Below are 13,332 nucleotides of genomic sequence, written 5' to 3'. Positions count from 1 at the left end.
TGATAATTCTTCTTTCCTTGCATACAGTAAGATACGAAAAAAATGTACCTTTAACAATACTTGTGCAACAGGCACACTATATAGGGATAATCACCAGTATCTTTGTATAAAAACAAGGAAGATGATAGACTTGATAAAGAACAAGACAAAAATAGAGCGATTAAAAGAAAAATATTGCCAACTTATGAAGCGTGCCTATCTTATTGCTCCAAGGAGTAAATCAAAAAGCGACGCGCTTAATAAAAAAGCAAAAAACGTTTTAATAGAACTTAAGAGATTAGACCTTAATCACCTGCATTAAAATAACTTCATTCTAAATTTACCCTATGAATCTACCTTTATCAATTTCTGAAAGAATAACCAATTCCCTTCATAATTATTATGATTATTTAATAGGCGTTATTCCCAGAATTGCTCTAGGTATTTTTATCGTTATTGCCGGCGTTCTTTTAGCCAACCTCATTACCAATTTCTATAGAAAAAGATTCTTAAAAAAAGCCAACGATGCCTTGATGGCTCGATTTTTAGCTCAAGCCATTAAAATTATTCTTGTTATCATTGCGGTAATGATTGCGCTAGAAGCTGCAGGCTTAAGCAATATTGCTACAGGTCTTTTAACGGCAGCAGGAGGAGCCGCGATTGTTTTGGGATTTGCATTTCAAGACATTGGTAAGAATTTCCTTGCGGGAATTATATTAGCTTTTAACCGTCCATTTAACGTCAATGATACCATTATGATTGGAGATATTTTCGGAAAAGTAAAAGCACTCAATTTTAGATATACACATCTCAAAACTTCAGATGGAAGAGATATTTATATTCCCAATAGTGACGTTCTCACCAAACCTGTAGAAAACTATACGGCAGATGGTCTCTACCGAAATGAGTTTATCGTAGGAATAGGTTACGAAGATGATATTGAAGCTGCCAAGAAGCTCATCTTAGAAATTATTAATGCGAATGAAGATATTGTACACGGAGAACCGGATCATGAAAATTTTGTTGTTGAAACCGAATTAGCCGCGAGTACTGTGAATTTAAAGGTATTCTTTTGGGTGAACACGCTAGACTATCGTGTAGCTTCAAGAATTTTAAGAGGGCTTGTGATTAAGAAAGTAAAAGAAGCGTTAAGCGATGCTGGCTTTAACCTCCCAGCAGATATTACCGAATTAAAACTTTACGGAAACGAAGAAGATATTCCTCTAAGAGTAAGAAAAGACCCTAGAGATATGCTGCCACCCAGTAAAGATTAATTCTCGGTTTCGTGCCATTTAGAAAAATAAGAAAAAGCTTTTTCTAAACGCGATCCATACCAACTAAAATATTCCCCATCCACAAATTTTATTTTCTCTTTGGGCACATATTCCTCAAAGTATTTACTGTGTTTTTCGCTAAACGGAAAAGGTTCTGAAGACAGTAAAAGATAGTCTAAGTCTGGCAAATTATGAAGTTCTACTTCGGGGTAACGAGCAGTTTTATGAAATACATTTTTAAATTTATTCTCTTGTAGTAAATAATCGATAAACGTATCTCCGCCTGCTACCATATAAGGATCTTTCCAAATAAAGTAAGCCACTTTTTTTACTGACTTGTTTGCTATTCTCTTCTGAAAGTTGCGATGCTCTTGCTGAATAGATGTAATTAATCCTGAAGCTTTCTTTTCTACCTGAAACAATTCCCCATATTGTTCAATCAACGCATAACTCTCTTCTAACGTATTGATATCTGAAACATGAACAGGCGCAATCTTTTCTAACTCCTCCACCATCTCTGCCGTATTCTCCTCCTTATTGCATAAAATAATATCGGGATTTAAAGCTTCAATTTTATCGAGATAAACCGATTTGGTTCCGCCAACGATTTCTTTTTCACTTCGCAAATGCGTGGGATGAACGCAGAATTTGGTAATCCCCAACACCTTTTTTTCCAAACCTAAATCTATTAGCAATTCGGTTTGACTAGGAACTAAAGAGATGATTCGCTGCGGAGTTTTCTCTAGGTGTATTTCTCGTAAAAGTTGGTCTTTAAAAAGGGGCATTAAGATGTTAGTTTTTTAGAAAGTTTTCAATTTCGGTATTATAATCTTCTCCGTAATATTTTAAAAATTTTCCATTAGGTTTAACAACAAAAAATGCCGCACAATTTTCTTCTAGCGTAAATATTAATTCTTTAAAAAAGCCAGGATCTAATTGAAATTCTGGAAGATTCTCATAGTGATCTTTATTAATTGCATTATCACTATATATAAAAAAATCTTCTGTATTATATGCTGCACTTATTTTAGTTGAGAAATTAATACCATTATTAGATACATTAGATTTAAATTTTCTGCCTTTTCCTTTTAGAAAACAATTTGCACCAAATTGCCTATAATGTACTAATATAGATTTTCCAAGAGGAATTTTCACTCCCAATTCTTTCTCTATTTTAGTTTTAAGCACATCATATTCCTGCCCACTCAAATCTCCTTTAAATGATTTTCTACTCTTTTTATAGTTAGAATCAAAAAATGTGTTTACTCTTTTTGTTTCTCCGTTTTTTTGACTTCCACAAGAAATAAAGAGAAAGCTAATACATAAACAGCAAGCTTTTAGTAAATAATTCATAAGTTTAGATTAACGTGATTAAAAGAACTGAAATTTACTTTTTAAACTAAAATTTTCTATCTAAAATCTCCTGCATTTCTTGTTGCAATTCCTTTGCTTTTAAAGCTGCAGCCTCAGTGAAGTTCGCTTCCGCGGAAGCGTAAATAATTCCTCTAGAAGAATTTATAAGCAAGCCTACCTCATCATTAAGACCGTATTTACAAACTTCGGCTAAACTTCCGCCTTGAGCGCCCACACCGGGAACCAATAGAAAATTATTTGGAGCTATCGCTCTAATCTCTTTAAAATATTCGGCTTTTGTGGCTCCTACCACATACATCAAATTGCGATTGTTCTTCCAGGTTTGGGAGGTTTGAATCACTTTTTTGTACACTTCTTCTCCGTCGACCTTTTTGGTCTGAAAATCGAAGGCCCCACGATTAGAGGTTAGGGCTAATAAGATGGTATGTTTATTTTCGAATTCTAAAAATGGCACTACAGAATCTTCTCCCATATAAGGCGCCACGGTAATCGAATCAAAATTTAAATCGCTAAAAAAAGCTTTGGCGTAACGGGAAGAAGTATTTCCTATATCGCCGCGTTTAGCATCGGCGATGGTATACAATTCGGGATAATTTTCATTGAGGTAATTAATGGTTTTTTCTAAGGCTTTCCAACCCTTAAGTCCGTATGCCTCGTAAAAAGCCGTATTGGGTTTGTAAGCCACCGCTAAATGATGGGTAGCATCAATAATGGCCTTATTAAAAGCAAAAATAGGATCTTCTTCTTGCAGCAAATGTGAAGGGATTTTCGCAAGATCGATGTCTAAGCCTATACATAAAAATGATTTTTTTTTGTGAATCTGAGTTACGAGTTCTTGAGTGGTCATAAGATGGAATTAAAAAGCCCGCAAAAAGCGGGCGTTGTGGGGTTAAAAAATACCGGAAGATTCTTTAAGTTTTTCTGTATTAGCTACTAATTGTAACTCATCAATAATTTTTTGAATGTCTCCGTTGATGATGTTTTGCAAATCATATAGAGTCAAGTTAATTCTATGGTCGGTTACCCTACCTTGTGCGTAATTGTAAGTTCTAATTTTCGCACTACGATCCCCGCTGGTTACCATAGAACCACGTTTTGCAGCATCTTCTTCTTGCTTCTTAGCCAACTCCATATCATACAATCGAGAACGCAATACTTTAAAAGCTTTCTCTTTGTTTTTATGTTGCGACTTTTGATCTTGACATTGAGCTACCAAGCCTGTAGGCTCGTGGGTTAAACGAACGGCAGAATATGTAGTATTCACCGACTGACCTCCTGGTCCCGAAGAACAGAAATAATCTATTCGCACATCTTTCGCTTCAATATGAACATCAAATTCTTCTGCTTCTGGAAAAACCATCACAGTGGCAGCACTGGTATGCACCCTACCTTGAGTTTCGGTTTGAGGCACCCGTTGTACCCGGTGTACACCAGCTTCATATTTTAAAGTTCCGTAAACATCGTCTCCAGAAACTTCAAACTGAATTTCCTTAAACCCGCCATTGGTTCCTTCGTTAAAATCTACCGTACTTACATTCCAGCCTTTGCTTTCACAATATTTGGTAAGCATTTTAAAAATATCACCGGCAAAAATACTAGCTTCATCTCCTCCTGCTCCTGCACGCACCTCAACCACAGCATTTTTCGCATCTTCTGGATCTTTTGGCACCAACATCATTCGTATTTTCTCTTCTAAAGCCGGCAATTGATCTTTAGCTTCATCCAACTGCATTTTGGCCATATCTACCATCTCGTCATCACTGCCATCAGCGATAATTTCTTCTGCTTCGGCAATGTTCTCTGTAAGCTCTACATAGACTTCTCTTTGAGCCATAAGGGCTTTAAGGTCTTTATATTCTTTGGTAAGCTCTACGTATCTTTTTTGATCTGAAATAATATCGGGTTGAATGATTAGATCATTTACCTCGTCAAATCTTTGTTTTACTATATTTAATTTATCTATCATAGTGTTCTCCTAATCCTACAAATTTACGATAATTTTAGTGAATTTTTATAGGAAAATTTACTTCGATAATTTTTTGTACTTTAGACTTATGCAGAGAAAAATTTTATTGCTTCTTTCTTTTTACCAACAATTCTTATGGTTTTCTATGCTTTTAAACCTATTTTTTCTCCTTGTGAGCACCCCTATTCAACTTGCTTTAAGTCTTAAATTAGTGCTTATGGCTTTTCTTATCTTCAGGAAATCCTTCAGTAGAAACAGTTCTTACTTCTTATTTTACATGCAAACGGGTTTAAGCAAAAGAACACTTGTGATCTCCTCTATGCTTATTGACTTATTTATTCTTTACGGATTTTATTCCGCGAAAGCTGTATTATTATGATTCTTGAAGTAGATAATATAGAACTGAGTTATGATGGAAAACCGATCTTGGATGCGGTATATCTAAAGGCGGAAACGGGTAAAGTCACCGGTATTTTGGGCAGAAATGGAAGTGGCAAAACGAGTTTGCTTTCTATTATTTATGGTTCTACTTCTCCTAAATATAAACTGATTCGTGTAGATGGCCGACCTATCACAAAAAAAATGTATAAAACGGGACTCATCGCTTACCTGCCACAGTTTTCTTACCTGCCGGCTCATATGACGCTCAAAAAAGCTTTTTACCTTTATGAAATCTCTTGGAAGGATTTTGTTGCCAAATTTCCTTCTTTTAAACCTATGGAAAGATTCAGGAAAGCTGAAATTTCTGGCGGAGAACTGAGGCTGGTAGAGACGTATTTAATTTTACGTTCTAAAGCTAAAATTTTATTGCTAGACGAACCTTTTTCTAATTTATCCCCTCTATATATCGCTCATTTGAAAGAGATTATTCAAGAGATTAAAAACCAAAAAATTATTGTGCTCACCGATCATTTTTATAATGATGTTCTAGATGCTGCTGATAAGATTTATTTGTGTAAAAATAGAAAGTTACAATTGATGAAAAATCAGCAAGAATTAATTGATCAAGGTTATTTGCCCTTAGATGCTAAAGTTCTACAATAACCCCAATTCCCAATTGCTGTTTCCATTGCACTCTAGGACCAACTTCCACCTGTTCTCCTTCTGCATTTTCTTGCTTTGCCTTAATATCGTCGTCATATTTTAAATGAGAACCTATTTTGGCCAAGACATAGTTATTCACCCTAAAGTTAAAATTGAGCTCCCAATTGATGTCAACATTTCCAAAATTATTGAGGTAATCGGTGTAAAGCTTTAGTTTATTGGAGACTCCAATATTTTCAAACAACTTGGTGTTAAACTCGCTGGTTAGTAAAATCCCGACTTCTGTCCGGGTGTTTTCACCCTTTTGTATCACATTACCGTTTTCATCTAAAATTGCTGGAGTTACCCCAAAAGAACCTGCGTTTGCCAAATCTTGATCCCCTACAATGGTAGACTTTACAGTTAATGGAGATGCGTATAAATTAAGAAACTCTAAATTCCCTCCATACTCCGACCCAATTCCTACAAAGACATAAGCTGGGGACATTAAAGTAGAAATTTCATTGGAAACATCTGGATAATTGTAACCGTTAGAAAATTGGGTTTGAAAGTTTAATTTTGCCGAATAAAACCAATTAGAGAGGGTATCTCTTCGATAACCAATGGTGGAGTTGATTTCGAAATTATCATCGGTTTTTTGAACGATTTGCTCCTTTTGCTTCACGATACCATATCGTGCGATGAGTTCATTGTTCCATCGTATATTTGCTCGTTCGTAAACCCGCTTCAATTCTACATTTAATAAGCCAGAAATAGAATTACTTCCCCCTGCATTCCAATTGACAAAAGCGACTTCACTTACATCTAAACCAATGGCATTTCTATGCTTCCAAAAGGTTTTATCTGGATGCTTTTCCGTAATTTTCTTTGACCTTTTAGGGAGTTTATTAAAAAAAACAATCTCTTTTGGCGCTAATTTTACCGCGTAAACAGAATCTCTAGGAAGACTAAGCGTATCTTGTTGAGCCCACCCATTTAAGCTAACTAAAAGGATGCAAATGAAGCTAAGAAATTTGCCCATGTTAAAATTTGATAAAATTGAGACTTTGATCTTTAGTATTCGAAACTTCCTAATTCGCTTTTTATTGTAAGTTTCTTCCCTTTTTCTATGGTTTCAACTCTTCCCACAATTTTTGCTTCCACTCCAAAAGATTCAGATATTTTAATCACTTGTTGCGCATAAGCTTCTGGAAGATAGATTTCCATACGATGTCCCATATTAAATACTTGGTACATTTCTTTCCAATCGGTTTTACTCTCTTCCTGAATCAATTTAAAAAGTGGTGGCACTTCAAACATATTGTCCTTAACAATATGCAAGTTCTCTACGAAATGTAAAATTTTAGTTTGCGCTCCTCCACTACAATGCACCATTCCGTGAATTTCCTTCGGCGTAAGCTGCGCTAATATTTCTTTTATAATAGGTGCGTAAGTTCGTGTAGGCGAAAGTACCAATTTTCCTGCATCTAAAGCAGAACCTTCTACCTCATCTGTTAATTGTTTACTTCCTGAATAAATTAATTCCGAAGGAATAGAATTATCAAAACTCTCTGGATATTTGTTTGCCAAATCTTTATGAAAGACATCATGACGTGCAGAAGTTAAGCCATTGCTTCCCATCCCGCCGTTGTACTCTTTCTCATAGGTTGCTTGTCCTGAAGAAGATAAACCTACAATTACATCTCCTGCTTTGATATTGGCATTATCAATTACTTTATCTTTTTTAATTCTTGCAGTTACGGTAGAATCTACAATAATGGTTCTCACCAAATCTCCTACATCTGCCGTTTCGCCTCCGGTAGAATAAATCTCTACTCCAAAACCTTTCAATTCTTTAATCAGTTCTTCTGTACCATTAATGATAGCTGAAATCACTTCTCCTGGAATTAAATTTTTATTTCTACCAATGGTCGAAGAAAGTAAAATATTATCTGTCGCGCCCACGCAGAGTAAATCATCAATATTCATGATTAATGCGTCTTGAGCAATTCCTTTCCAAACCGAAAGATCTCCAGTTTCTTTCCAATACATATAGGCCAAAGAAGATTTGGTTCCAGCGCCATCTGCGTGCATAATTAAGCAGTAGTCTTCATCTTGGGTAAGGTGATCTGGAATAATTTTACAAAATGCTTGAGGAAATAATCCTTTGTCTACATTTTTAATCGCGTTATGCACATCTTCTTTTTCTGCTGAAACTCCTCGTTGCGCGTATCTTTTACTAACTTCTTGACTCATGATATATGTATTGTACTGCAAAAGTAAGGAAATATAAAAGAGACTGTCTCAAAAATATAACTGAATGTCAATTCGAGCGCCAGCCAGAAAGAATTCATTCTGGCTGGCGCTCAATGTGACATCTTTGAAAATTAATTAACTTTTAAGACAACTCTTTACCTCACTATTTTTTTTATTTGGTAAATAGTAACTCTCTATATTTGGTTAGTGGCCAAACTTCATCGTCTACCAATAACTCTAATTTATCGCAATGGTAGCGAATGATTTCAAAATAAGGTTTCACCTCATTGCCATAAGCGAAAGCTTTCTCTTCTGAATCTTCTAATTTATTTGCTTTTTTGCGCTCTTCAATCATATCGGTAATACCCGAATTAATTTTTTCAATATGATTAGAAATATTTTCAATAATCATCAATTGCTCCTTAGCATACTTCTTAAAGTCTTTTCCATAAATTTCTTTAAGTCCCTTTACGTTTTCAATCAGTACATTTTGGTATTTAATAGCGGTTGGGATAATATGATTTCTTGCGATATCTCCTAATACACGTCCTTCAATTTGAATATGCAACGCATACTCTTCTACTTCAATTTCGTGTCGAGATTCTACCTCTACTCTATTCATTACTCCTACACTTTCGTAAAGGTCTATTGTAGATTGAGCTTTTTTAATTTTTAAAGCTTCAGGTGTACTTTTATTGTTACTTAGTCCGCGTTTTTTTGCTTCTATCTCCCAAGCTTCTCCGTAGCCATCCCCTTCAAAACGGATGCGTTTAGAGTCTTTTATATATTCTCTTAATACGTTGAAGATTGCGTCATCCTTCTTCATCTTCTTTTTCTTAATCAACACATCTACCTCTTCCTTAAACTCTTTTAATTGTTTAGCTACAATAGAGTTTAATACAGTCATAGGATTCGCACAGTTGGCGGTAGAACCTACGGCTCTAAACTCAAATTTATTTCCGGTAAACGCAAAAGCAGAGGTTCTATTTCTGTCGGTATTGTCCAAAAGAATTTCAGGTATTTTCCCTACTACGTTCAGTTTTAATTCTGTTTTTTCTTGCGGAGAAAGCTTCCCGTCGGTTACTTTCTCTAATTCATCTAAGACTTCCGTTAGTTGTGAGCCAATAAACACCGATATAATTGCTGGCGGCGCTTCATTTGCTCCCAAACGATGATCGTTAGAAGCTGTAGCAATCGTTCCTCTTAACAATTCTTCATTATCATTTACCGCTTTAATCGTATTGACGAAGAAGGCTAAAAACTGAAGATTTTTCATAGGCGTACTCCCAGGACTCAATAAATTGACTCCAGTATCTGTCGCTAATGACCAGTTATTGTGCTTTCCACTACCGTTAACTCCGGCGAATGGCTTTTCGTGAAAAAGTACTTTAAAGTGATGTCTTTCGGCTACTTTCTCCATCACATCCATCAATAAAGTATTGTGATCTACGGCCAAATTCGCTTCTTCAAAAATAGGCGCCAATTCAAACTGATTAGGCGCTACCTCATTGTGACGTGTTTTAACGGGGATTCCCAATAACATACACTCGTTCTCCATCTCTTTCATGTAATTTAATACACGAGAAGGAATTGAACCAAAATAGTGATCGTCTAATTGCTGCCCTTTTGCTGGCGAGTGTCCTAATAAAGTTCTTCCAGACATCATAATATCTGGTCTAGAGCTCGCTAAAGCGGAATCGATTAAGAAATATTCTTGCTCCCAACCTAAGGTAGCCGTAATTTTAGTTACCTTTTTATCAAAATATTTTGCCACTTGCGTTGCCGCTTGATCTAAGGCTTGTAATGATCTTAGCAGCGGAGTTTTATAATCTAAAGCTTCTCCAGTATAAGAAACAAATACGGTAGGAATACAAAGTGTTGTTCCAAAAATAAATGCTGGTGATGTAGGATCCCAAGCGGTATAACCTCTAGCTTCAAAGGTATTTCTAATTCCCCCATTAGGAAAACTAGAAGCATCTGGCTCTTGCTGCACCAAAGCACCTCCCCCAAATTTCTCTATAGCTGAACCGTCTTCTACGGTTTCAAAAAAAGCATCATGCTTTTCAGCAGAAGAACCTGTTAAAGGCTGAAACCAGTGTGTGTAATGTGTAGCTCCTTTAGATATGGACCATTCTTTCATTCCTGTAGAAATATGATCGGCTAAATTTCTATCGATTTTAGATCCGTTTTGAATCGCATCCATAACGCTCTTGTAAGAATCTCTCGTAAGGAATTGGCGCATGGCTTTTTCTCCAAAAACATTCTTTGCGAAGATCTCAGATCGACGTGCTGGTTCCTGAAAAGGGATTGGTTTACGGTGAGAACTTTCTTTTAATGCTTGAAATCTTAATATTGCCATCTATTTGGTTTTGTGTTGCGTGACAAAATTAATCATTTCTACAAAGCCCCATACATTTTAATGTTAACATATTAAAAAAATATGTTATTTTTATCAACACCCCCCATATAAAGGCTATTTCGCAAAAGTTAATGCAATAAAAACAGCATAAGCAGAAAATATGATAATTCCTTTATACCTACTGAATACGAATTTTTTAGGTAAAAACACCAGTGGCAATAGGATAAAGGCAAAGCCTAGCATCCAGAAAATATCATGGGTCAAGATTTCTTGGGATTGCATAAATATAGGTTTTATGATGGCGGTGATTCCCAAAACCGAAGCAATATTAAAAATATTGGACCCAATAAGGTTTCCTAAGGACAAAGCTTTCTCTTTCTTTAAAGCAGCAATTACAGATGCAGCCAGTTCTGGTACACTCGTACCTACAGCAATCATCGTTACTGAAATTACACGCTCACTTACCCCTATTTTAGTAGCTATATCTACAGCTCCCTTTACTAAGAAATCTGATCCAAAATAAAGTGCAGCTCCTCCTATAAGTAACCATACTATAATTTTAAAGTAAGAAACCATCTGCAAGCTATCGTCTACATCTTCTATAGCCACCTCATCATGTTTTCTGGCGCGTCGAATTAAAACAACCAGGTAAATAAGAATAGCAATGACAAAACCAATTCCTTCGGTTCTAGAGATATTTCCTCCTGTATATAAAAAGAAATACAGCATCACCGAAAACAACATCATCACCGGCCAATTGAATTTATAAAAATCTTTATCTATCTCTAAACTGCTAATAATCGCGGTAATTCCTAGCACCAATCCTATATTAGCAATGTTGGATCCTATAACGTTTCCTAAACTAATGTCTGAAAAGCCGTTTAACGCAGCTTGTAAACTCACCAAAAGCTCTGGCATAGAAGTGGCAAAAGAAACCACCGTTAATCCAATCACCATTTTAGAGATATTCAGCTTAAAAGATAGCGCAACAGCAGAGCGCACCAAAAACTCTCCTCCTACTACCAGTAAGATCAAACCTAAGAAAAGAAATAAAATAGACATACGTTATTTTTTTGCGAAGATAAGCGTTTTCTTTTTCTGAGAAATTAAAAGATGAACTAATAAAATAGATGTTAGAGGATAGACTACAGATTTTATACAAAAGATATAAGACAAATAGAATATAGAATATAGAGGATAGACAAAAGATGAAAGACAATAGAATAGACTCAATGGAAAGGACGGTAGAGTATGAGAAAAATACTAACAAAACTGTCATTGAAAACTTTTTTTGCTTAGATCAAAACAGACTAATATATGATTCGAAGAATTAATTTACTACAACTTAAACTAACGAAATAGCTACATAACTACAAAAATAGTTGTTTAACTTCTTTTGTAGTTGTAAGTTTGATTTGTGTTAGGGCTGTCTGCTATATCTTTTTCTTGTTTTCTTTCTAAACAAGAAAAAGATATAGCAGACAGCCCGACCTGAAAGGGAACGCCCAAAAACGAATTCTATGGAAAAATTAACGAATAAAGAAGAAGAGGTGATGCAGGCGTTATGGAAGCTAGAAAAGGCTTTTGTGAAAGAAATTTTGGCCGAAATGCCCAACAGCAAGCTGCATTACAATACGGTGTCTACGCTGGTGAGAAAATTGGAGGATAAAGGTTTTGTGAGTTACGAGGCTTTTGGGAAAACTCACCGCTACTACCCTAGCATTAGGAAAGAAGCCTATAGCGCTCAGTTTATGAAAAATGCGAGTCAGAAGTTTTTTGATAATTCTTATAAAAAAATGGTTTCTTTTTTTGCGGAAGAAGAAAAAATAAGTGCGCAAGAGCTTCGGGAGATTTTAGAAATTATTGAAAATAAAAAGTAATGGAAACACTTTTCTATATTCTTAAAAGTACAGCCATCTTAAGTTTATTCCTCTTGGTCTACAAATTGGTGTTACAAAAAGACACTTTCTTTAAAAGCAATCGCTATTTTTTACTGTTGGGCTTAGTGTGTGCCTTCACCTTTCCTACATTAGAATTTACACAAACCACAATTATAGAAGTGGCACCCATTTCGGAGTCGGGGGTATTTTCTGGAGAAGCCTTAAATTATTCGGGCGAAAGCCTCGTTTCTAAAGAAGAAAATAGGTTTAATTGGCAAGGATTATGGCTTCAGCTTTATTGGATAGGCGTCGCTTTTATGGGCATTAGATTGCTGTTACAAACTTTGAGTTTGCTAAAAATTTTAAAGCACCCTAAACAACGCGATGAGGAAGGTTTTTATCATATACAACTTCCTCAAAAAACGGCTCCGTTTTCATTTTTTAAGCTCATCGCTTATCATGTTAAATCATACCAAGCCAAAGAATTCGAGTTAATTATTTTACATGAAAAAGTCCACGGAAGACAAAATCATTCTATAGACGTGATTCTTCATCAATTGATGCTCTTGTTTTTTTGGTTTAATCCCATGGCTTGGTGGTATAACAAACAGATGTTAGAAAACCTAGAGTTTATCGCAGATCACGAGGTTGCCAAGAGAAACAACATTCATCAAAAGGAATACGAACTTACTTTATTAAAAACTGCTATCTCTTATTCATCGCCTAGTTTGGGCAATTCATTTTATCAATCTTTAATCAAAAAACGAATTCTTATGCTACATCAAAAGCCATCATCTAAATACGCTTGGGCAAAATCATTGCTTATCCTCCCTTTATTAAGTCTCTTTTTATGGAGTTTTAATGTGAAGGAAGAAGTGAAGATTATCCCCTTAGCGGAAAACGAATCCTTGATAACTCATGATTCTGAAAATCTAATACATCTTGAATTGGAGTCTTCTGAATCAAATTCAACTAAAAACAGAATAGAAAAACATACTTCTGAAGCTCTTTTAATTCAGAAAGAAAAAAGTTATGAAATCACTAAGTTTACAACCAACAGAGAGCTGAAGAGCATTAGAATAAAGCTTGAAAACGATTTAGAAGGAACAAAAGTGAAATTTAGCAACCTTAAAAGAAATAAGGAGCTAGATTCAAGTAATAAACGCAACTTCTGTGTTAAACAAAATTTTGTCCATCATTTCTAATGGTGTATCAAATTTA

General features: G+C 35.4%; 13 protein-coding genes. 5 read left to right on the top strand and 8 right to left on the bottom strand.

Going from position 1 to position 13,332, the window contains the following annotated elements; genetic code table 11:
- Positions 1-301 (top strand): Lacal_2735 family protein (locus RBU60_RS13485; protein WP_308865584.1); only part of this gene is annotated, 301 nt, incomplete at its 5' end.
- A gap of 25 nt (positions 302-326) precedes the next feature.
- Entirely contained in the window at positions 327-1,253 is a 927-nt protein-coding gene (locus RBU60_RS13480) for a mechanosensitive ion channel family protein (protein WP_308865583.1), read from the top strand.
- Here the strand turns inward: RBU60_RS13480 and RBU60_RS13475 are convergent.
- Genes RBU60_RS13475 through prfA form a run of 4 tightly spaced genes read right to left on the bottom strand, consistent with a single transcriptional unit; the run spans position 1,250 to position 4,593 of the window.
- The gene (locus RBU60_RS13475; protein ID WP_308865582.1) at positions 1,250-2,038 is read right to left on the bottom strand and encodes an ABC transporter substrate-binding protein; all 789 of its coding nucleotides are present in this window, start codon (positions 2,036-2,038) and stop codon (positions 1,250-1,252) included. The two genes, RBU60_RS13480 and RBU60_RS13475, sit on opposite strands and share 4 nt — an antisense overlap.
- 7 nt (positions 2,039-2,045) lie before the next feature.
- Positions 2,046-2,606: a hypothetical protein gene (locus tag RBU60_RS13470; RefSeq protein WP_308865581.1), complete on the bottom strand. Its 561-nt coding sequence runs from the start codon at positions 2,604-2,606 to the stop codon at positions 2,046-2,048.
- 46 nt (positions 2,607-2,652) lie between these two features.
- Positions 2,653-3,474 carry an orotidine-5'-phosphate decarboxylase gene (gene pyrF, locus RBU60_RS13465; protein WP_308865580.1) on the bottom strand — a complete coding sequence of 274 codons (822 nt, stop codon included), beginning with the start codon at positions 3,472-3,474 and terminating at the stop codon, positions 2,653-2,655.
- A gap of 42 nt (positions 3,475-3,516) precedes the next feature.
- On the bottom strand, positions 3,517-4,593 hold the full coding sequence (gene prfA / locus RBU60_RS13460; RefSeq protein ID WP_308865579.1) for a peptide chain release factor 1: 1,077 nt from the start codon (positions 4,591-4,593) through the stop codon (positions 3,517-3,519).
- 375 nt (positions 4,594-4,968) lie between these two features.
- Between prfA and RBU60_RS13455 the strand changes: the two genes are divergently transcribed.
- Positions 4,969-5,637 carry an ABC transporter ATP-binding protein gene (locus tag RBU60_RS13455; RefSeq protein ID WP_308865578.1) on the top strand — a complete coding sequence of 223 codons (669 nt, stop codon included), beginning with the start codon at positions 4,969-4,971 and terminating at the stop codon, positions 5,635-5,637.
- On the opposite strand, the gene RBU60_RS13450 is transcribed toward RBU60_RS13455, so the two are convergent.
- From RBU60_RS13450 to RBU60_RS13435, 4 genes are all read right to left on the bottom strand, one after another.
- Entirely contained in the window at positions 5,621-6,658 is a 1,038-nt protein-coding gene (locus RBU60_RS13450; RefSeq protein WP_308865577.1) for a DUF3078 domain-containing protein, read from the bottom strand. The genes RBU60_RS13455 and RBU60_RS13450 overlap by 17 nt on opposite strands.
- Positions 6,659-6,690: 32 nt before the next feature.
- Positions 6,691-7,872, bottom strand: coding sequence for an AIR synthase related protein (locus tag RBU60_RS13445; RefSeq protein WP_308865576.1), 1,182 nt, complete (start codon positions 7,870-7,872; stop codon positions 6,691-6,693).
- A gap of 172 nt (positions 7,873-8,044) precedes the next feature.
- Positions 8,045-10,231 carry a glutamine synthetase III family protein gene (locus RBU60_RS13440; protein WP_308865575.1) on the bottom strand — a complete coding sequence of 729 codons (2,187 nt, stop codon included), beginning with the start codon at positions 10,229-10,231 and terminating at the stop codon, positions 8,045-8,047.
- Between the two features lie 114 nt (positions 10,232-10,345).
- Positions 10,346-11,293 carry a calcium/sodium antiporter gene (locus tag RBU60_RS13435; RefSeq protein ID WP_308865574.1) on the bottom strand — a complete coding sequence of 316 codons (948 nt, stop codon included), beginning with the start codon at positions 11,291-11,293 and terminating at the stop codon, positions 10,346-10,348.
- 458 nt (positions 11,294-11,751) lie between these two features.
- Between RBU60_RS13435 and RBU60_RS13430 the strand changes: the two genes are divergently transcribed.
- Entirely contained in the window at positions 11,752-12,111 is a 360-nt protein-coding gene (locus RBU60_RS13430; RefSeq protein WP_308865573.1) for a BlaI/MecI/CopY family transcriptional regulator, read from the top strand.
- Entirely contained in the window at positions 12,111-13,316 is a 1,206-nt protein-coding gene (locus RBU60_RS13425) for a M56 family metallopeptidase (protein ID WP_308865572.1), read from the top strand. Before RBU60_RS13430 ends, RBU60_RS13425 begins: the two co-directional genes overlap by 1 nt.
- Positions 13,317-13,332 lie beyond the last annotated feature (16 nt).

This window comes from Mesonia profundi (assembly GCF_031085155.1).
GTDB classification, from domain to species: Bacteria; Bacteroidota; Bacteroidia; order Flavobacteriales; family Flavobacteriaceae; genus Mesonia; species Mesonia profundi.
Note: the sequence above shows the minus strand (reverse complement) of the source record. Positions and strands in the feature narration are given on the sequence as shown.